This is a genomic window from uncultured Desulfobulbus sp. (genome assembly GCF_963662935.2).
Classification (GTDB): Bacteria; Desulfobacterota; Desulfobulbia; order Desulfobulbales; family Desulfobulbaceae; genus Desulfobulbus.
The window spans coordinates 282,176-304,629 of record NZ_CAXXTL010000002.1; the positions used below are offsets into that span (position 1 = coordinate 282,176).

The 22,454-nt window shown below is 46.5% G+C and carries 10 protein-coding genes; 3 read left to right on the plus strand and 7 right to left on the minus strand.

Features of this window, described 5'->3' with window-relative positions; all coding sequences use genetic code 11:
• Positions 1-36 precede the first annotated feature (36 nt).
• On the plus strand, positions 37-3,387 hold the full coding sequence (locus ACHZCX_RS05685) for a type ISP restriction/modification enzyme (protein ID WP_319586269.1): 3,351 nt from the start codon (positions 37-39) through the stop codon (positions 3,385-3,387).
• 1,454 nt (positions 3,388-4,841) lie between these two features.
• Here ACHZCX_RS05685 and ACHZCX_RS05690 read toward each other — a convergent pair.
• The 7 genes from ACHZCX_RS05690 to ACHZCX_RS05720 all read right to left on the minus strand — a co-directional run bounded on the left by ACHZCX_RS05690 (position 4,842) and on the right by ACHZCX_RS05720 (position 18,600).
• Complete coding sequence (locus tag ACHZCX_RS05690; protein ID WP_319586270.1) at positions 4,842-8,345, minus strand: efflux RND transporter permease subunit; 3,504 nt, start codon at positions 8,343-8,345, stop codon at positions 4,842-4,844.
• The gene (locus ACHZCX_RS05695) at positions 8,332-9,810 is read right to left on the minus strand and encodes an efflux RND transporter periplasmic adaptor subunit (RefSeq protein WP_319586271.1); all 1,479 of its coding nucleotides are present in this window, start codon (positions 9,808-9,810) and stop codon (positions 8,332-8,334) included. Before ACHZCX_RS05695 ends, ACHZCX_RS05690 begins: the two co-directional genes overlap by 14 nt.
• Entirely contained in the window at positions 9,807-11,429 is a 1,623-nt protein-coding gene (locus tag ACHZCX_RS05700; protein ID WP_319586272.1) for a TolC family protein, read from the minus strand. The genes ACHZCX_RS05695 and ACHZCX_RS05700 overlap by 4 nt, the downstream gene beginning before the upstream one ends.
• Before the next feature lie 121 nt (positions 11,430-11,550).
• Positions 11,551-12,159 (minus strand): TetR/AcrR family transcriptional regulator, encoded by a 609-nt coding sequence (locus ACHZCX_RS05705; protein ID WP_319586273.1) that lies wholly within the window; start codon positions 12,157-12,159, stop codon positions 11,551-11,553.
• A 125-nt stretch (positions 12,160-12,284) separates the two neighbouring features.
• Complete coding sequence (locus ACHZCX_RS05710; protein ID WP_319586274.1) at positions 12,285-13,337, minus strand: cysteine peptidase family C39 domain-containing protein; 1,053 nt, start codon at positions 13,335-13,337, stop codon at positions 12,285-12,287.
• 348 nt (positions 13,338-13,685) lie between these two features.
• Positions 13,686-17,264, minus strand: a complete 3,579-nt coding sequence (locus tag ACHZCX_RS05715; RefSeq protein WP_319586275.1) for an RHS repeat-associated core domain-containing protein — start codon at positions 17,262-17,264, stop codon at positions 13,686-13,688.
• A gap of 34 nt (positions 17,265-17,298) precedes the next feature.
• Entirely contained in the window at positions 17,299-18,600 is a 1,302-nt protein-coding gene (locus ACHZCX_RS05720) for a DNRLRE domain-containing protein (protein WP_319586276.1), read from the minus strand.
• A gap of 942 nt (positions 18,601-19,542) precedes the next feature.
• Between ACHZCX_RS05720 and ACHZCX_RS05725 the strand changes: the two genes are divergently transcribed.
• Together ACHZCX_RS05725 and ACHZCX_RS05730 are read left to right on the plus strand one after the other, a co-directional pair.
• Positions 19,543-20,634 (plus strand): hypothetical protein, encoded by a 1,092-nt coding sequence (locus tag ACHZCX_RS05725; protein WP_319586277.1) that lies wholly within the window; start codon positions 19,543-19,545, stop codon positions 20,632-20,634.
• Between the two features lie 126 nt (positions 20,635-20,760).
• Entirely contained in the window at positions 20,761-22,395 is a 1,635-nt protein-coding gene (locus ACHZCX_RS05730) for a glycoside hydrolase family 3 N-terminal domain-containing protein (RefSeq protein WP_319586278.1), read from the plus strand.
• Positions 22,396-22,454: the final 59 nt, after the last annotated feature.

The window sequence follows — 22,454 nt, forward strand, 5'->3', positions numbered from 1 at the left end:
ACTTTCCCATCACTGGTTAAATACCTTCGAGATTGCATGGATTGGCCTATCGACACAGATGATTTCGAGGACCTTACTTTCGATTATGAGGCAGGCGAACTCGGCATAGATGCAAAGACCGCCGCTAAGGTCGTCCAGATCAAACAACTGCGGCCATTGGTGACTAACCAGCCCTGGGGGATCTTCTTCGTTAAGTTTGAGCCCAAGCGGCTTCCGGTTGTTGCACTCCGAAGGTTGCTGAACGGACTGGTGATCAAGAAAAGATCATCGCGTTCTTCGGAACAGGCAGCGTGGAATCTCCACGATTTGCTTTTCATCTCCAACTATGGGGAGGATGAGGAACGGCATATCACATTCGCGCATTTCTCAGAGGATTCCGGCGCCGGCGATCTGCCCACATTGAAGGTGCTTGGCTGGGATGGGGACGATACGAACCTGCATATCGATGATGTCGCCAAAACACTCACAACGAAACTTTGCTGGCCCGATGATGTAGATGATACCAAAGCTTGGAACGACACGTGGGCATCAGCATTCACACTGCATCATCGGGAAGTCATTACCACATCCAAGCGAATGGCTGAACGCCTGGCTGAGCTTGCCCGCTCTATTCGGAACAAGGCAACCGCGGCACTCGCTATCGAGTCTGAACATGGACCCTTGCGTAAGCTGATGAAGGCATTCCAGCAGTCGCTGGTTCATGACCTTAACGAGAGCGACTTCGCCGATATGTATGCCCAGACGATTGCATATGGGCTTCTATCAGCCCGGGTATCTCGTCCGGAAGGTCTCGTTGCCGATAATATGGCGGATCTGGTGCCTGTTACCAATCCGTTTCTGAAGGAGCTTCTGGAAACTTTTCTCAGACTTGGAGGACGACGACGCACCGGACACCGAAACACAGGCATTGATTTCGATGAGCTAGGAATCAACGAGGTTGTGCAGATGCTTAGGCTTGCCAATATGGAAGCCGTCGTCCGCGATTTTGGAGACAAGAACCCGCAGGAAGACCCGGTCATCCACTTCTATGAGCTGTTCCTCAAGGAATACGATGCCAAGAAGCGGATGCAGCGCGGAGTCTTCTACACACCGCGTCCGGTTGTCTCATACATCGTCCGCTCTGTGCATGAGCTGTTGCAGACGGAGTTCGGACTGGAAGATGGTCTTGCAGACACTGCCACCTGGGGTGAGATGGCTGAACGTCACAAAGACCTGACGATCCCTGATGGAGTGAAGCCTGCCGACCGATTTGTAACCATCCTCGATCCTGCCACCGGAACCGGCACCTTCCTCGTTGAGTGCATTGATGTGATCTACCGCACCCTTGTTGAGAAGTGGAAACGCACAGGTTGCCGAGATGCTGCGATTACCGACCTTTGGAACGACTATGTGTCCAAACACCTTCTGCCTCGACTGCATGGCTATGAACTGCTAATGGCGCCCTATGCCATCGCACACCTAAAGATTGGACTTAAGCTTCACGAGACCGGCTATCGCTTCGGCAGCGATGAACGAGCGCGCATCTATCTGACTAATGCACTGGAACCTGCGAGTGATACCGGACAACAGATGCTTGTTGGAATGTTCCCGGCTCTGGCGCATGAAGCACAAGCAGTGAATGAAATTAAACGCAACCAGCGATTTACAGTAGTGATTGGGAATCCACCCTACAACACAATGTCTAAGAATATGGGTGAATGGATAAAACAACTTGTTGGCATATTTCGTATCGTCGAAGGATCTATGATCATAGAAAAAGGCAAACGTAATCACTTACAAGATGACTATGTGAAATTCATACGTTTCGGATTATACCAGCTTGAGAATAGTGGATTGGGTATATGTGGGATGATCACAAATCATGGTTTCCTATATAGTCCAACATTTCGCGGAATGCGTTATTACATTCATGAAAATGTTTCAGGTGCGAGGTTCTTAGATTTAAATGGTAACATTAAACGAAATGATGCCAAGCAACACCCCGGAGATGAAAATGTATTTGATATTCAACAAGGAGTAGCGATCAGTTTCCTTTGGAAAACTCAATATAAAAGAGATGCCACTAAATTAGCACATGCCACAATCTATGGAAGTAGAGATGAGAAGTCTAGGTTGCTATTGAGTATGCCATATGATATCCAGTTCTGCCGATTCCAACCACAACCTGATTTCTATATCTTCCATGCTGAAACCCAGGAATCAGAGACAGATGAGTATAATCATTGGCCGAAACTAGATGAAATCATGCCGTTTGGAGGAACTGGACTCAAGAGCAACCGTGATGACTTTGTGATTGATTTTGATGATGCTCCAGTTCTTGATAGGATGAACGTATTTCGCGATGAAAAAGTGTCAGATGCAGATGTTCAACGAATGCTTGGTCTCAAAGAAAACTACACTTGGAAAATTTCAAAGATTCGAAGACTCTTCCGAGGCGATACAAATCATGACCGAATGCGTGATATCGAGTATCGATTGTTTGATAGACGTCGGATATATTATCAAAAAAATGTTGTTTATAATCCACGCTTTGAGACTATGGCCCAGGCTAGATGCAATAACATATATCTTCTCTCCTGCCGACAGCAATTTGAAACTGGCTTTCGACATGCGTTTGTGACTAGACAAATGTTTGAATGCTGTTTAGTCTCAGCTAAGAGTCGTGAGATGACATACGGATTCCCTCTCTATGTTGATTCTTGCAAAGTTGGTGAAGGCACACTTTTCTTAGATAATAAGCATGTTATTAACTATTCTGGCGAACTTCACGAATTACTCAAACGAAAGCTAGGATTTGTTATAGTAGATAATGTAAGTGTAAAACAAGATACAGAAATATCTGGCAGCGATGTTTTCAATTATTTCTACTCCATCTTATTCTCACCTGGATATAGAAAAAGGTATGAAGAAAAGTTAAAGTTAGAATTCCCTCGCTTGCCAATCACAACAAAGATAGAGTTGTTTCACAAACTCGCAAGACTCGGTGGTGAACTCGTCGGTCTTCATCTGATGGAGTCTCCCAAACTTGATGACTTCATCACCACTTACATTGGCTCAAAAGACCCAGAGGTTCTGCGTGTCAACTGGTCGGACGATACAGTCTGGCTCAATGCTGCTGCGACGAAGAAGGGACAGTCGTCTACCCCAGGCACAGTTGGGTTCCGTGGGGTACCGGAGGATGTGTGGAACTTCCACATCGGTGGCTACCAGGTCTGCGAGAAGTGGTTGAAAGACCGCAAGGGCCGCACACTCTCCGAAGAGGACATCATCCACTACCAGAAGATCGTCGTCGCCCTGCACGAGACCATCCGCATCATGGGCGAGATCGACGAGGTGATCGAATCCCACGGTGGATGGCCGGGCGCCTTCCAGGGGGCGGGTGAATGAGAGGATCACATGTTCGACTTTTTGCAGTGTAATTGCTTATCGAGAAGTATATCATGGATCAAAGACAATTATGTATCTTTGTCATTGAATGTAATAGGTGGGCTTCTTGCTGTTGGGTTCGTTGATTTTTTCAGATGGGTGCGTATCTGGTATGCCAACAGAAAGTTCAGGCACATCTTTGGTAATGACATCGATGGTGAAGGTTTCTACTTGGTATATGGTGAGTTGTCCCTCCCGACAATTTACAGAAATGATGGTATAGAATTGCACCATCCATATACAAAACCAGGATCTCCGGGAGCATTTTTTACAATAGAGCAACCAATAAGCGGTGGTGATGTTAGAGCCATGAAGTATTTGGCGGAATCCCTTACATGTCATTCCAAACAGTCTCCCAAGCTTTGCGCGGACTCGGATATCAAAGCTAAACTTGATCGCGATGGCTTCTGTTGCAGAACCTTAGTTGCACGTTCAGCGTCTATTCTCTCCCGATAGTCACTAGCCAGGCAGCCAAGAATCATCACTGATAAATGCAACTTCGGGTTCCCGGCGACTATTTAACAATAATGGATACCGTTACCAACGCAGACCCGGGGGAAGAGATTATGGTTGGATCAGGAGTCTGGGATGAACGCATAGTCATTGACCTGCCGATAACTGTATCTGGAGCCAAGCAGGGAGAACCCACAGTCATCCGAGTTTGTGATGGCGACGCCATAACCTAACGGTCCTGCTGCTGGACGCGTCTTCCGAGTCGGCTCGGAACGTGACATGGTGGGGTTGACAACACAACAATCTTATGTATCTCTATTCTTTACTAGCAGTAAAGTCGATGAATTAGCACTTCTCACTGCTACACCAATGTGTAACCAGTTGGGTTGATTGGGAAAAGTATGATATATCCAATAATTTCACAACCAAACGATTCGCCACCATTCGGTTATGCGAATCCAACAACTTATAAACCATCTCTGGTCGGCATGAGAGTAAAATGGTTAATCCTGAACTCGAACCTATGTTCGTCATTGTTCGCGAACAGATGATTGCCCAGCCATTCATCTAATTGAAAACATCTCTCTGCATTTTGACCCTGTCCGCCGCGGTGGACGGGGTTTTTTCGTTTCTACGAGAGTAAATTAGTACAAATTCCGATGTAGATTCCTCTTCTACCGTCAAATCTTGATGACCATGTTTGCGCCCGAAAACCTACATTTCGGGCAAATCCCACGATTTACCCCTCTCTTTCTCTGAATCTTGATGACTCGGTTAAGTTGGACTTCAAGATTTTCCCTCTCAAAATTGGAAATTCGCGATAACCCTTTCGAGTCTGGAATGGAGTGGTACATAAAGTCCGGGTTGTGGAAATGAGATTTACATTGATAGTAATGTAAACAATGGATAATCTCAGCGAATGCGGAGATGCATTTTCCTATCCGCATTCGCTGATTTTCACATCATTTACTTACAGATATTGATTCACTCTCAAGTGTATTCTGTTTAGTCATCGACTTCCGGTATGCGTCTGGGAAGAAACTGCGCAGCAGCCATTTCCAGGCATCATCAACGATGGTGAATACAACCGGAATAACGACCAGAGTCAAGGCAGTAGAGAGAATCAGTCCGCCTATGACCGCTGTCGCCATCGGAGAGCGTGTCTCAGATCCCTGACTGAGGGCAAGTGCTGTCGGCAGCATACCGCCGACCATAGCAAGGGTGGTCATGAGGATCGGCCTCAGTCGCGTTGGCCCGGCCTCTAGAAGCGCCTCGTTGCGACTCATGCCACGGCTCATCAGTGTGTTGGTGTAGTCGATCAGCAGGATTGCGTTCTTGCTGACCAGTCCCATCAGCATGATAATCCCTATCATCGCTGTGATCCCCATAGATTGCCCTGTCAACAGCAGAGCAAGAAGGGCACCAACCATTGCCTGCGGTAAGCTGAACATGACAACGAGTGGTGTAAGGAACGACTCGAACAACGCGCCCATCAGCATATACACCAGGAGCACGGCCAGCACCAATGCCAGGAATATGGAAACGAATGACTCGCCCATACGTTTGGTCATTCCACCAGATGTGACGGTTGTTCCAGCTATCTTTGGCAGTTTCGCAAGCGCCGTTTCTATCGACTGATTTACGTTCCCCATCTGATATCCGCCTGCTACGTTGGCAGTCACGCTCACAACCTGCTGGCGGTTAATCTGCTCAATCTTGTTCGGTGCAAAAGCTGATTCCACCCTTGCGATATCACTCAAGTAAATAGGCGCTCCGTTGCGAGTACCAATGATCAGACTGTCGATGTCGGATGCCTTGTTACGCTGAGAGAGATCGTAATGCACCCGGATTGGATACTCTGTTCCTCCTTGACGGAGTTTTACTGTGTCATCACCATCAATGGCTGTTCTGACAGATGTTGATACTTCGGATACAGACATGCCAACCTTTGCCGCGCGATACTTATCTACTACAATCCTGCGCTCCGGCGTGTTGGGTTTATAGGAGATGTCCACATCGACAGTCCCGGCAACCTTGCGCATTACCGCTGCAACCTGGTTAGCCATTGCGGCCACATCCTCGCGCTTCTGACCCTGGATCTGTTTCTCTAAGCCTCCACTTGGACCTGACCCAGAAGATACTGAGACGGTGATTAATTCAGCGCCGGGAACATGCGCCGTCTGCTGGGATATCCAGTTCACCACGTCCTGAGTGCTGCGCTTGCGGTGACGTTTATCGACCAACTGGACCGTTACATTGGCATATTGCGAGCCGGTGTCACCGGAACCGGCCATTCCACTTGTACCAGAGCCAACCATAGCCATGATGTAGCCGGTCTCAGACTCCGTATGATGTCTACCCCAACTAGTCGGATTCCACCAGCGTGAGTCGGATACAGGGTAGCGTACGGTCTTCATCTCCGGTAATCCGCTCAAGATCTCTTCTAGCTGCCCGACTACACGGTCTGTCGCTGCGAGAGATGTACCGGCAGGAGTCCGTGCCGTTATCTTTAGTTGTCCATCATCGTTCTGAGGAAAGAACTCGAAGCCGAAAGGCAAGTAGACTGTCATCGCTATAACGATCATCGAGACACCGAAGATTAGAGCTACGCCTTTGCTTCGTCTGTTAACAACCATGGCAGCGGCTGTGAGTACCAGAGTTACAAACGATATGAGAAGCCTTGCATTCAACGGCGGCATCCCCCCTGACCCCGGAGCGCCTCCTGGTGCGGTTCCTCCTCCCTTTGGTGTTGCCATTGCCACGACAACAAGTAGAGAGACGATACCGATCATAACAGTAAGAAATCGGTTTCCCAGCGCCCATTCCAGAACACCCTTGTACCGTCTTTCAAGACCACGCAGGAAAGCCTCCAGTACGCCAAACACTTTGCCGGCAATTATGTCCAGCTTGTCCTTGAATGTCAGAGTACCCAATTTGGCTCGTTGTTTGGTGCTCTCTTCGTCGTGTTCTTTATCTATTTCGCTCTTCATCCACCTGGAGGCGAGCATCGGGGTAAGAGTGAACGACATGAGAAGGGAGAATGCTGTGGCAACGGCTACCGTGATCCCAAATTGCCTGAAGAACTGACCGAGCATACCACCCATGAAGGCGATTGGCAGAAACACGACGATATCAACCATCGTAATAGCAATAGCGGCTAAACCGATCTCTGACCGACCATTAATCGCTGCTTCTTCAGGTTGTTCTTTAAGACGCAGGTGCCGCTCAATGTTCTCCAACACTACGATGGAGTCGTCCACGAGGATGCCCACCACGAGTGAAAGTGCAAGCAATACCATCGTGTTCTGCGTGAACCCAAGCGCACCAATTGGTATATATGTTGCCATCAAAGAAGTTGGGATAGCTAGAGCCACGATGAACGTAGCCCTCGCAGTGTGCAAGAAAAGGAATACTATCAGAACAACGAGGAGTATACCCTCAAGCAGACTGCTGTTAACGGCTTCTAGTGATCGTTCAACTGATATTGAGTCATCTGTTGCAATCACTGGATGAACACTGGCAGGAAGCAGTGGTTGTAGATCGGCCAGTTCCTTCTTGATCCCTTGGGCAATAGCCACGGTGTTCGCGCCTGACTGCTTTTGGATGGTGAATATTACACTGGGCTTCCCATTGAGCCGAACGATCTTGGTCGGCTCCTTTACCCCATCAACAATGCGAGCCACATCGCCGACACGGATAACATCCTTCGCCGCATCTACTGTGCCGGGAAGAGATATAGGGGCATTCGAGATTCCTGCGGTATCCGCGAACTCACCGACCGTCCTGATGGTGTATTCTCTGGCGTCTTCTTTGATAGATCCGGCCGGATTGTTTCTGTTAGCTGTTTGAAGTGCGTCAACCACGCTGCCGATACCTATCCCGTAGGCATCCAGACGGTGCTTATCAACTGAGACGGAAATCTCCCGTTCCTCGCCTCCGCTGACATTTACTGAGGCTACGCCGCCCACCTTGGCCAACTTGTCGGAGACTACGTTATCGGCAAGCAATCGCATAGCTTTGGGAGTCAGATCCCCTGCAAGGCCGATAGTCATCACAGGTATTGATGATGTGTCGAGTTTGACGACCTTCGGCTCGTAGGCATCTTTCGGGAGGCTTGCCTTGACGGCCGCGACCTTGTCTCTGACGTCTGCGGCTGCGGCTTCTATGTCGGTGCCGAATTGAAACTCCAGCGTTACCATCGAGTTGCCTTCCTGGGATGTCGAACTCACATCATTCAGGTTGCCAATCGACGTAACCGCTTTCTCGATAGGCTCCGTCACCAGTGTTTCAATCTCGCTGGGACCAGCCCCCGGATATGCTGTTATGACAGTTACAATGGGTACATCTGTGTTTGGGATGTTCTCCTTCGCCATCTTTGACCGAGATTGAAACCCCATCACTATGAGCGCTATAACGAACATTGCGATAAATATGGGCCGCCGTATGGATGTGCTAGTTAGCCACATTGCTTGCCCCCACTCCGCTCAGCTCGATCTTGGAGCCATCTTTGACATTCTTGCGCCCCTGGGTAACGACGGCATCACCGACGTTAATGGCTGCAGGTACGCCTATCTGCGCATAGTTGCGGTCTGTTCTGATGACTGAGACAATGCGACGCTTCACAGTCTTGTCGTTGTTGACCACAAACACTGACTGTGTGCCTTCCTGATCATCGACTGCGTCTTTGGGCACAAGCAGTGCATTACGCACTTTACCGGTGAGGATCTCTCCACTTGCAGACATGCCTGGTTTCACTTTTGTGCTTGCCCCAGCGATAGATATGCGTACAGAGAAGTTCCTGTTCGATGTCGAACCAGATGGATAGATCTCTGATACCGAGCCATGGAAGACGAGATCCGGAATGGCGTCGATCCGAACAGTAACAGTCTGTCCCCGGGTGATCTGGGACAAGCTTTTTTCTGATATCTCCGCCTTGAAGTATACGCTGCCAGGATCAACGATTGTTGCCAGCGTATACCCCGGAGAGACAACCTGTCCTGGATCTGCGGTACGGGAGGAGACTATCCCTGATATCGAAGACCTGATGTATGTATTCTCAAGTTGACGTCTTGCCGTATCGACAGCAGCCTGTGCCTGAAGGACGCCCGCTCTGGCTACCAGTATTTCTTTCTGTTTAACCGTATTCTGGGATGTGTTTGCATTGGCATCTAAGATTTGTCCTTTGGCGACGTCCACCTGTGCCTGTGCACTGGAGATATCCTCTTGTCTTCCTCCTTCCTCAATAAGGGATAGCTGTTCAACAGCAGTCTTGTAGTCGGACTGCACTACAAGGTATTGCGTCTTCACCACGTCGAATGAGGACTCACTGATAGCTCCCCGTTTCAGAAGCCGGTCGTTCCGCTTGTAGTCGGCTTCAGCCTTGTCGAGATTGGCTTTCGCTGAGTTTACTCTATTCTCAGCCACCATCCGTTCCTGAGAACGGGAAGGTTTCTTAGCCACCTCCAGCTTTGCCTGAGTCGACCTGAGCGTAGCCTGAGCCTGTTCTATTGCAGTGTGGGTCTGCGTCTTTGTCACCTCGGCATTAGCGATGGCTTGTGCAAGCCTTGCCTTTGCAGATTCCAGGCTGGCTTGTGCACTCTCAAGGCCACTCAGAGCATCGCCTTGATCGAGAACGGCAACCACCTGCCCCTTTGAAACACGATCACCTTCATGGATGCTTATCGACATAAGTCGCCCCGAAATCTTCGGCGACGCAACAGCGCTGTTCAGCGCACTTAAGTCTCCGGTTATCTGAACAAACTCGTACATATCGCCGCGAGTAACGACAGATGTTTCAACCGGCACACCGGACTCCTTCCAGATTTGCTGTGTTGTAGCTGCCGGTGGTTTTGGTTTCCTTACCGTTGATACAGCCATCAATGCACCGATGATGACTATGAACACGAGCGCCAGAATACCATTCCTCTTCATGATCGACCCTCCCCATTATTTTGCTTTGTGACACCCTGGTCTGCCAGAAGCTGCAACTGGTTGAGTTCCGGTTGGCTGGCAGTTGCTCTTTGGAGTTGGGCCAAGGCAACAGCATAGTCATATTTAGCGTTTACATAGTTGAATCGCGCTTGGGTCAGCTGCGATTGTGCGTTTGTAACCTCTACCTGTACAGCGATACCTGCATCAAAGCGATCCAAGGCGATGCCGAGTGCATCTTCCGCGAGTGATACCGCCTGGTCCGCTGTTCGGGTGCGAAGAGCTGCATCCTGCAGATCTAAAGCTGCTTGGCGTACTTCTGTTGCCACGACAATCTTCGTCTTCTCCAGAGATGCGGCGGAGTTTTGAACGCCTGCTCTAGCTTGGCGAACCCTGGATTTGGCAGTTCCGCCGTCCCATAGTGGTATTTTGATGACAGCGCTGGCCTGCCAGGAGTAGTTGGTCGGATTGAGTCCGTTTGGATTAAAATCGTAGGCAGGACCTCCAGTAAGATTAAGCAAGGGTAGCAGTCCTGACTTCTCCAAGTTCACATTTGACTTGGACAGGGTAACTGCAGTTTGGGCCGCCTTCAGTTCTGCTCTCCTGGCGTATGCCTCGTCTATACTCTTGGGTATGTCGACTGTGTCGATGGTGACAGGCACATCATCTGAAATGACCTGGGTGGGATTGTTTACATCTACTCCCAGAACTGCATTCAGCGAAGACTGAACGATGCGTACATGATTCTCCGCGGCTATCAGTTGCTGGTTGAGGTTTCCGAACTCGACTTCGGCGCTTGTTAGATCGAATTCTGGGACTGTTCCCTCCTCGCGCTTGGCTCGTATGTTCTCAAGCCTCGACTTCGCGCTATCGACGGCTGCCTGGGCGACGTCTTGCTGTCCGCAGGCACGAAGCAGATCATAGTAGGCACTCTTCACATCTACAATTAACTGTTGTGACACAGATACCATAGAAAGGTATTGTATCTGGAAGCTGTAGTGCGCAATATCCGATGAATATCTGATCTGGTGAGATATATCGAGAGGGAGTTGGACTGCAAGGCTGGCGGTGGTGCTGGAAGGCAAAACAGTCTCGATTGTACCTCCGCCGGTAGACTCAGTTGCAGTAGTCGGTCCCTGCCGCATATAAGATGTCTGTATGTTGAAGGTTGGGTTGAAGCGTGCTCGAGCTTCATCCACAGAGTCTCTAGATGCCTCGACCTGGCTAAGAGCTGCCTGGATACTTGGACTGTTCTGGAATGCTACTTGCAGCACTTGCTCCAAGGTAACGGGTTTCTTCATAACATCCGGCACAGACAAGGTTGTTATAGCAGGTACAAAAGTCCGTTCCTGCCGCTCCGGAGATGACGGACACGGCGTGATAACCGTATCATGGTTGCTCGGAACGGCGATACTCGGTTTATTCGCAGGAATGAGTATTGCTTCCGACTTCGATGGTAATCTCGTTGTCGAAGCATAGTATCCCGGCTGAGCCGGACAAACTCTTGGGAATATTGATTGTGAGCCGGATGGTGCGTCGGGCGTACCTGAGCTTCCCCAAGCAATGGATGTGGTGAAACAAATGACGGCGATTCCTATTGAAACGCCCCTGAATTTAGTCATTACTTCCTCCTGTATGGTATGTTCTTAACTGAACGGTCAGTCAACTTATTTGAGCAACAAAAATGCCTGATGCAATCTCTGCGCAGGCAACTACGATTATGCGACTAACAAATAAACTGGTCTATTTACAGGTAGCTATCCCCTTAGCCAGAATGCTCATCGCGAATTCGATGTCTTCATTTGGGCACTGGCTTGACACTCCTTGAATACACATCACATTCAGGGAGTGAATTATGCCCATAATGATATGAACGGTCTTCTCCGGCTCAATACTACGGAGTTCCCCTCGCTCGATTCCCTCTTCGATTATCCGTTGGAGCATGGAAGACATCTGCTGAAAACCTTCCGGAGCTTGGGTAGCGGATACCAGGCTGCCCTCAAACTCGGCTCGCATCCCAACTCGCATGATATTCGGTCGGTCGATGTGGAGTTGATGGAATTCAACAATAAAATTACGAAGCCTTTCCAATACTGTCCCTTTGAAGGCATACGCGCGCTCACTGATCATGAACATGCGTTCAGCTCCGTCCTGCAGCACGGCCTCGTATAGACTACGCTTATTCTTAAAGTAGTAGTATAGAAGACCGCGACCTACGCCTGAAGCTTCCGTAATATCGCTGATGGATGTCGCATCAAACCCCTTGTCAGCAAAGAGTTGTCCCGCTGCTTCCAGAATTCGCTGGGTTACATCAGTTTGATTATGTGACTGTGGTATAGACTTTTTCCGCATTTAATTAGTCCTTTTCAATTATTGACTGACCGTTCGTTCAAATTATCTCATCAAATCATCTTTCTGTCAAGAGATTTTTGAAAAATATTAGAAAGACTGCTGCATAATTCTTTCTGATCACACGGCTACTTCTCCAATGCCAGGACGATCCCTTTCCACATCCCGGACCACGCTTTGATTGGTACATCCCTGAGTACCGGTTTCTTTGCCTTCACCATGTTCGAGTCCCAGATCGTCACCTCGTTCATCGAGGCTTTCTCTACGATGACATAGTGACCTGGCGCGACGAGGGCGATCAGCGGGAACTGCTGCTTGATGAGTCCCTTCTGTGTGAGTTCTAGTCCCTTTGGCGTGAATCCGTGCTTCTTTGCGATGTCTGAAAGCGCCTTGAGGGTTGTGCCCATCTCATCGCTCTTCATCTCTTTTGCCAGGGTTAAAACATCAACATTTGTGCCTTTGCGTTTCAGAAGCTCAGCGAGGCATTCCGGACCGCAGCGGGAGGCTTCTTTCATCCGGGTCATCTGCCGGTCCTTGGAGACCTTCATCGCCTGGGCGAATGCTTTGTCCAGTTCCTTTGTGATTTTGCCGTCATGAAGCATACGTATACGCTGAGAAGCGCCATACACCAATGGACTCTCAGGATAGTCGCTCATGAACTTGAAGTATTCCGCCTCTGCCGCTTTCTTGTCTCCCAGAGCTGATGTGCATACGGCGTGTTGATATGCGGCATCTTCTGTGAGGGTTGGCTCCATCTTACCGATCTCTGCTACCTGCTTGCCCTTGTCCGGGAGTTTGGATGCTTCTGTTTTCATCACCGCGAATCGATCTCGTGCGAGTTTCAGGTCTTTCCTGCGGGCTGCGGAGAATGCGAGAACCTTGCGCGCTCTGACAGATGTGTTTCTCTGTGCAGGGTCTTTTGATTGAGACATGGTGTCTACGATTTGCTGAGCGTATATCTCCGCTTTCTTATAGTTGCCGGAGTTGTATGCATCGAATGCCGGTTGCAGAGGGTCTTTCTGCTTGGCGGAATCGGTGTTCTTGCTATTGGATGACGTGTATCCGCCATACCCTTGTTTGTTGAAGGTTGGCTTGTTTGATGCTGTCCTCCAGATTGTGTAGCTGATAATCAATATAATCAGTGCTACGATAAGTATGATTCTGTATTTGTGGTTTGACAATGGTTGACTCCTGTCTGCAAATATATTAGCAGCCACCCCTAAGTGTTTCAGATGGCTGCTAACGCTTTCCATTTTGTAATCGATAGCGGGATATCTCCAATTACATTTCAAACGAGATATCACATTCGCTGTCCTATAAGATGATCTAGCCTACTACTAGATCTTTTCTGATGATACTCTATAGTCTGAATTCCAATTCTCTAATACCCCATTTATATCTACTCACTATATTCATACATCCACAATTCATATCTAGCATTTATTAGAGCACCTAGATACCCAACTTTAGATGCTATATCATAGCCTTGCTCCATTGTTTCATATGCTGATTTTAATTCCAAGAGCGCTTCAACCAAGAATGAAGCTTGCGGCCCCCCCCATTTCAGCTATCATAGAGAGTGCTCCATCTCTTGCTTCGCCTCTTAATGCATCAATCATAGTTGTTATTGCTTCATCCCAAGCCCAATCGCCAATTCCCGAGATCTCGCCTGCCAATAATTCGTCGTAAGCTAACATAAGATCGTCGGCGGTCTTCCCATTTATATCTACCAGATTAATCGGATTGCTGTTGCAGTAATTATACCAATTTAATCCATTGTATGCTGGGTCTTCACTCATGAACTTCCCAAGCACCGGATCCATATACCGAGTACGCATGTAGATCAAACCTGTCTCATCTTCTGATAAATGCCCAAGCTTACCAACAAACTTGTGCTTCGATATTCCAGCCTGCCCCGAACGCACAAGACCATAGACATCATACTTACGCCCGGCAGTCACGTTTCCTGATGGATCAACCTCTGCGAGAACGGAGCCTAGTCCATCATAAATGTACCATCTCAGTGTACCATTCGTATCATCACGCTTATACATTCCGTTGAAGTAGGTGGCGATTGATTCGAGAATACCATCACTGTTGATATCGCGCATCTCGCGGACAACGTTTTGACCATCAAGTATAAAGTCGGTCCGTATGTTATTGGTTTCAGATGCACGTCTAGACCCATCTGATCCATATGTGTATAGATTCGTATTGCCATTATATGTACAACTACGTAATCTGTTCTGTGAATCCCATATGTTGGCTCTGCCGCCACCGGACAAAGTGTTTCCATTGGTATCATATGTGTAAGGTTGCCCATTACGCATTGTCATCATATTCGCCGCATTAGAGACATAGGTTTCATTCTGGTTGTCGTTTTTCGTAAGCCGGTTCCCCACCGCATCGAATGTGTATGACTGATTCTGACCATCGCCGTAGTTTACGCTTGTCAGACGGTAAAGCGCATCGTAACCGTAAGCTTCGATTCTACCAGTATCCCAGCTAGTGGTGACTTCATTTGTCATCCGGTTGCCTACATTATCGAATGTGTAAATGTTACTTGATATAAGCCGACTCTGCATGGTACCATTTTCCAGCCAGTGCCAAGTGTTCTTTATTCTATTCATCAAATGTCTAGAAGTCCCCGTTGCTGGCCCGTAAACGCCGTTAGAGTCTACTGGTATGCCGTCTAATATATATTCAGTCATACAATAGCTTACTAATACATCATTCTGATCGAATGTCTGGTTGAATTTTACTGTTCTCAAATATCCGGTAGCATCTAGATCAAACTCAACAAGCCTGCCATCATCGTCTGTGATTGAAACAAGCTTTTCTGTTATGCTGTTAGGATCATCTTTTGACATGCAAGAAGTGTTTGTTGAATATGTATAATCCCATCTATCTCCGCCAGGAAGTATTTTAAATGCCACTGACCCCATCAGTGTATAAGAATATAAAATAGTTCCAGTCACTGGATCTTCTACGCTTGCTACACGGTCACATCCTGATACATATCCAATAGTCGTAGTACCTCTGTTGTCTGTCACCGTTAGAAGACGTCCATTGGTATCATAACCGTAAGTTATTGTTTCTGCAGGTGTATTGTTAGTCGCCGGGAAGTATGCTTCTGTTGGTTGACCAAGCACATTGTAACTTACCGTACTAACGCGTCCATTAGGATCTGTCTTCTCAATAACGCGTCCAGACTCATCATATACCATTTCTGTGGTACGGTTCAAATGCCCGGTTCCGGGATCCTGCACCACTTTTGTGAGATTACCCCAAGCATCGCCATATGTATACTCTGTAACTACATTATTAGGATTAGTCTCACTTGTTTTTTGACCATATTGATTATATGTGTATGTATATTGCCCATTTAAAGAATTACATGCCGACAGCATATTCCCTCTGTTCCCAAGGTTGGTATCTGTCTCAGTTCCATAATTGAATGTAGACGTGCGACCTTCCATATCTGTAACACTTAATTTCTGGAAATATTTGTTTTCGTCGGAATACACATAACTGTCTGAATGACCAGAAATCCCTGCGGTTGTATGCGAAAGCACATGTCCATGTGGTCCATATGTATAATTATCCTGACGATTTACCGCTGCTACACCGACTGATAGACCACCTTGATACATTGAATAATGTTTTGTATATCTGGTATGCACATTATTTGCCGGATCATAATATGTAATAGTAGTATTATTATAGTCGTTATAATATGTACTCCCGCTTACAGGACTGCAATCCTGAAGGAAATATGTAAGTTGCCTTCGATATAAATCAGAGATGGCAAAGATGTCGACAATCGGAGTTTGAGTTGGACCTTGGATTCTACAAACGATAACATCTGTTGAATACATGATAAAGGTTCCAGATTCTCCAATAAACGGAGTAAGGGTCCATGTGCAACCATTACCTCCTGTTGGTTCCTGTATCTGGGTTACCCATATATAGCCAATCCTCGTATCTTGAGGAATCGTATATGCATATCTGACAGAAGCATTTGTTACTGGATCTTTTATACTATATAAGAGACCATTCTCCGTTCCATTAAGACCTGTACAGCTTGTATAATCATACTCTGTGATTCGATTTAAACCTGTTGGATCAAGTTGTACACTAGACAGATTATATTCTTTATTAACATTTCCTGTACCAATATAATAGTTATATGTAACGCCGTATGATGGACCTTCAACATGTATAATGCGCCATGCATATGTTGAAGGCCCAGGATCTATATCATTCCACGTAAATGTCAAGGTGCGACCGCTTGGATCTGTTACCTCTGTAAGTAAATTCTTAGTTGTACCATCTGACATGGTTGCCGTTAAGCCATATTCAAGCGTTGTCCTGTTGCCATGCCGATCTTCAATATAGTCGCATACTCTATCTGCGCCGTCTTTGATGTAATGCTTAACTGTACCATCGAGTCCAACTAACTTATCAGATGTAGCAATTGGACCATAATCATCAAGAGTCGCGGAATATTCACTGCTCATTACAGAATGTGAATATAATGGCGGCGTATACAGTCCATCGGCATCTCGTGTATATTTATGCTTAGCGCCAAAGAAGTCAGTATTATTAACGATATTGTTTCCAACATCTTCCATGCGTGTATCGTAAGCATGAGTCCAGCCAACGCCAAACGGACCGACTCGATCATCATTACTGTTGTATGTGCGTTGAAGCACAAGTCCGGCTCCTCTTGCCGGCGCCACCTGGATATCTGTGAATGACTTGAATAAGTTTCCATTACTTGTGTTTACATCATGGAAGCTGCGCTGCCACGGCATAACGCCATTGAAATAGGCATTTCGATACTGGCCGCTTCCTCTGATGCCTTTCATCTCTGATGTGCTAAGGGTGCGAACATCAGCTTTAGGCTTTTCATTCAAGGGGTTGGCTTGAACTTGTTTTAACTGCTTCTTGGTAAGCTTCTGTGTAAGTCCGGGTTTGCACTGCGGGTCCTGCACCTTGACAGGTTTCATCGCGAATACATCAACCGGCGTAAATGTGACAAGTGATGAAAGAACCAACACCCACGCGGTGTATCGCGCGAATCTATGTTTCAATGTTTTATACATTGTTAATCTCCTTAAGAATTATATTGATCTCCGTCTACATTTGCCTAATATACATATCTTTATCTTTGAAATACATCGGCATCGTTGAAGAACGAGCATTCTCACCTGCGCGTATCGTGGCAGTAACAGAAAAAGTATTTGGATAAGTAGTGTTGATTGTAAATGTGGCACTTGTACTCCCCGTTGGAATTGTTACACTTGAAGGAAAAGAAAGTGGTGCAGGATAGGAGCTGCATGCCTGTAGTTTTAGTTCAACAATAAATCCAGTTCCAGTGGCTGGCCAGTTTATCGTAACCGTACCAGTCGCAGTATTTCCATTCCCACCAACGACTGATCCTGGAGTTATAGTAAGATCAGTCACCATGAGCGGTTCTTTGGTGGCATATAGAAGAACAGCTCGCTTTGGTTCGCTGTATTCCCATTTAGCGAAATATGCCCATCCCGGCGAGTTTTCATTTGTACTGGCTAATGCTACTGCGAATTTATTCGGAACAACTGACCGTAAGGCGTTTGTGATCTCATGATCCATTGGCCACCGAATCCACCCGGGTTGAGTATTCGATGGAATCGATACCCCATTGGTTGCCTGACTTGGATTCACCGAGGGTGCAGTACTCCAAACTATTGTTTGCTGAGTCCATACATCTGAAACAGGTATACAAGCAACTGTGGTAGTATTAGATGTGGCACAACCTGTATACCATATATTGAATGAACCTGCCCACAAATGCTCATTACTTGGTAATGAGATAGGCATTTGATGCTTTATGAAGCTGCGGCCAACACGAGAACCATCAGCTGCATAACCAACGAAAAGTCCGCCTTTGTATATACGGCTCCCGAATTGGAAATCCAGGAAGTGGTTGTCAGCCCGCCTCAGATCATACCTGCTGTCAACTGATTGGTTGTGATTTGGATAGATCTTTATGGGAGTTACATCTATTGTTGCTGTTGTTTCAGCCCACCAGTAGTGCATTATGCTTTCATGCGACGTCGCGTCACAGTTTTGAATACCACAATATTCGTCATTATGTGGTGGTGGAGCGCCTCCAGCTATAACTTTTACCTGGTATTGATATGGCGTATTACTCGTAAATCCATTTGAATCTACGGCGGTAAAGTGGTAAGCGCCTTGCTGGTAAGTAGCTTGTGAGGAATTAATATCTCCTGATGAATACCCTCCACCCACACGATTGAGCTGACATACTATATCATAGTCTTGCCCGCTTAATGATTTAACAGAGGCGTTCCATTCAAACTTCATTACATTAGGCGCATACATTTCGGATAGTTGAAACCAGTTAATATTCGGATATATTTCCTGATACTTATTCAAATAATGTATCCATGCGTGAGCTCTGATCGGCATGAAGCCCAAGACGATCATCCACATTAAAACTAAAAACAACGAGGATCTGCAAAACACATTTCTTGAGTTAGGTTTACTCGGCATATCAATTTCCCTTTCAAAGTAGATTTGTAATACATAAAACTCGAACAATCGCGATGAAATATATGTTGGTACTATCTGGAACGGAAATTAATCAAGCAACATCCCCCTTTAACAAGTGATACAATCTGATACGAAAAAGATCTCATCAAATACTTTGGTGCCATTAAAGAATACTTGTTTCTGCATAACTAGATTGCGTATATTGCATATGAAAGCGTCTAGTTGAACTGTTTTCTAATTGCTCCCATTAATATAGACAAGGAGAATGTATATTTCTTTACGCGACACATAAATTATTTTCGATTAATTTTTTAAATTAGTCTGAGGTTTGTTTTAGATACTAGTTACGCTGTTCGAGTCTTAAGTTACAATTAGCGGGTCAGTAGCGTAGGCAATTAGTGTATAGGGTAATTGGAGTATTTCTGATAATATCAAATCTCTGAATTTCACATATGACCAGTTCAATGTCATTATCGATTGTCTAGCCATTCATACAATTGAAAACGTCTTTCTGCATTTTGACCTTGTCCGCCGCGGTGGATGGGGTTTTTACGTTTCTACGAATGGGAATTGATGTAAATTTCGATGTGTAATTTATTATCGCCGCCAGATGTTAATGATCAGATTTGTGTTTCAATATCAATATTTCGATTAGATTTAAAGTTGCCAGGGGAAAATGCAAGAAGGAATATCATCGATTTTATAGAAGTATTTTACAACAGGTGTAGAATGTATTTATGGCATTCCCTATTGAAAATTCAGCGTGGGAAGGTTAAGATATATCATTCGTTGCCTATCAATGTTACCATTAAAGGAGAATTTAATATGTCACATAACCTGATTGACGGATTTTACTGGAATGATATTGAAGAGCAAAAGGACGAGAAACTGAGCGATGAAGAAAAATATCAAAGAATTGTTAGCTGGGCAGGCAAAGCAAGAGGGCAAAATCCGAATGCTTTTGATGCGTTGACTGAATGGGTGCTGGATGATTCCCAATGGAGTGACGAAACACTCGCCGAAAATGAACGAATTTTGATGCTGGGTGTGTTTGCGCGGTTCAAAGAACAAAACACTCAACTTCGGACGTATTTATTAGAATTAGAGCCATCTGGTGTGGTGAATCCAGCTGTGTTTGGGGCACTAGATCGATTTGATGAAGAGCTATCGGGGCATTCTAATGACAAACACTTGCAGGATGTGGTTGCCCGGGTGTTTGCTGATTTTTCTGCCATGCGGGATCGAAGCGTACGAGAACAGATTGCAGGAAATAAAACAGGACCTACCGGTACGAATTGTGTAGATTTGTTCGGATATATCAATCACCTGAAGGACTGCGATGCGGCGGTACAGTGGGCGCTGTTTATGCCGGATATGGTTGTGAAACAACAAAGTGGCTTCAAAGTGGACAGCTTTGAATACAAAACTATGCCAGCCATGCGTTTTATCGGGTGGGAAGGTGACGAATTCGCCGATATTGAAACCCGCAAGGAGCTTTTCGCCATTCTGGACACCATAAGCGAGTATAAATCCGACCTTGATTATGATGTTTTGTTTATGCACCATTACGGGTTATGCGTCGATGTTGGTCCGTGGCATGGTGTATGGGGACGGTTTATGCGTGCAGATACTCCTGTGCCAGATGGATTTCTCTATTTCGATTTCGTGGCACAAAACGATGGCAATGCGGGTCCGCCTTACATTTCTCAGTTTGCGTATGCGACCTTCTCCGGCGACATGGACGCCATGCACAAACGTGAAGGTTATGACGGTGACGCCATGTACGATATCACCAGAAACACTATGCTTGGTGAGGGTGCAGGTATTCCTTACCCGGATAAATATTGGACTGCGGAAGTATTTCTTGATGGATGCGACAAATACAGTACTGCATACATGTTTAGCGCAGAGCAGTAAGAAATGAAGGTCAAGACAGTTTTGCTATTTAGTTTACTCTAAAGACGTAGGAGATAGAGACATACGATCCGCAATAGACTATATGCCTCTCCCTTGCATCTGATCTCTGAAAGAAAAGGATATACAATGCGTGTCGTAAGTATCGATGATCTCACCCTCGACGAAAAGATCGGGCAGATGATCGTCGTGTCGAACTGGGAGTCGGTCGAATACTGTATCACCGAACTCAAATGCGGGGGTGTCTGGCCTGCAGGAACTCCGAAGGACAATGCGGAAGTGTTTCGCGCCGATATCGCCAGAATGCAGGCGCTCGCTGACATCCCGTTGTTCATAAGTACCGATTTTGAAAATGGAGCCGGTCAATGTATCACAGATGGGTCCTGCACTGAGTTTCCGTCGATGATGGCTTACGGCGCCATTTCGGATATAGATGAAGCTGTCAGGCTTGCATATGAATCAGGCAGAATCACGGCAATGGAAGCCGATTACATAGGTGTCAATATCACGCCCAGTCCGGTATTCGATGTCAATACAGTCCCTGAGAATCCGATTTCAAACACCCGAAGCATAAGTGATGATCCCGAAAAGGTGTGGCGAATAGCCGGAGCTTATTCCCGCGGGATGATGACCGGACGATTACTGCCTCAGGCGAAACACTTCCCCGGTGAAGGCATGCACAGGTTTGATCCGCATCTCAGGCTTGAGCGGATGCAGGTGACAGAGCAGGAAATGGAAGATATCCATCTGCTGCCGTTCCGAAAAGCCGTTGAAATGGGGATCCCTATGATGATGACAAATCATGCAATATATACCTGCTTCGATGAAGTTTACCCGTGTACCCTATCAAAGAAGTTGATTACCGGCATCTTAAGGAACAAAATGGACTTTGAAGGGTTGCTTATAACCGATGCAATGGAGATGCATGGAATCACATCCGGGTTCGGCGCTGAGGAAGCTCTTATCCTTGCAGTAGATGCCGGCAATGATCTCATTCTTGAACCATCAAACAAGAAATTCGCAATTGAATGGGTCCATAAAGCCATAGAATCTGGACGAATCCAGATGGAAGTTATCGATAGAGCTGTGACTCGGATTCTCAAATACAAAGAGCAGCTTGGTCTCTACAAGTCACCGAATCCGTCTGATACCAAACCCCAGATGCTGTTAGATGAGCGTCATAAAGTAGCTCTGGAAGTTGCCGGAAAGTCTATTACGCTGATTCGAGACACTCAGTCGCTGATTCCGATAACACCGTGCGATGATATGCGCGTATTGCTTCTGGAACCGGCTAATCCGAATCATCCCGGGTTTGACTGGGGACTTAAATATAACATGACAAGCATTTGTGACTCACTGAAGGAAGTGTTCGTAAATGCTGAGATTAAACACTTTTCGAGTTCTAGTAACAGTTTGGAAACCGATGAAATACTCAGCCTCGCGAAGAACGCTGATATTGTGTTCATAAGCACATCATTCAAGAGTCTGGCTGGTCAGGTTGGATTGCTGAATGCTGATCAGGTATCACTCATTCAGGCAGTTGTTGCGGCAAATGAACGGACGGTATTTGTGGTCAGCAATCCATATGTTACCGCTGAACTGCCTTTTGCAAAGACGATTATCGCGAATTATGGTCCATTCAAGGTGAGCGTAGAGGCCACAAGAGATGTCATACTTGGCCGAATGCAGCCGATCGGTGTATTACCCGTTTGTCTGCCGGATTCGATAGACCCGAACAATGTAGAGACAATAGCTCACGATTGATCAATTACCTTAAAGCGTTCGGTTTTGATGTGTGTGATAATTTCGATTGGTTATTCCCC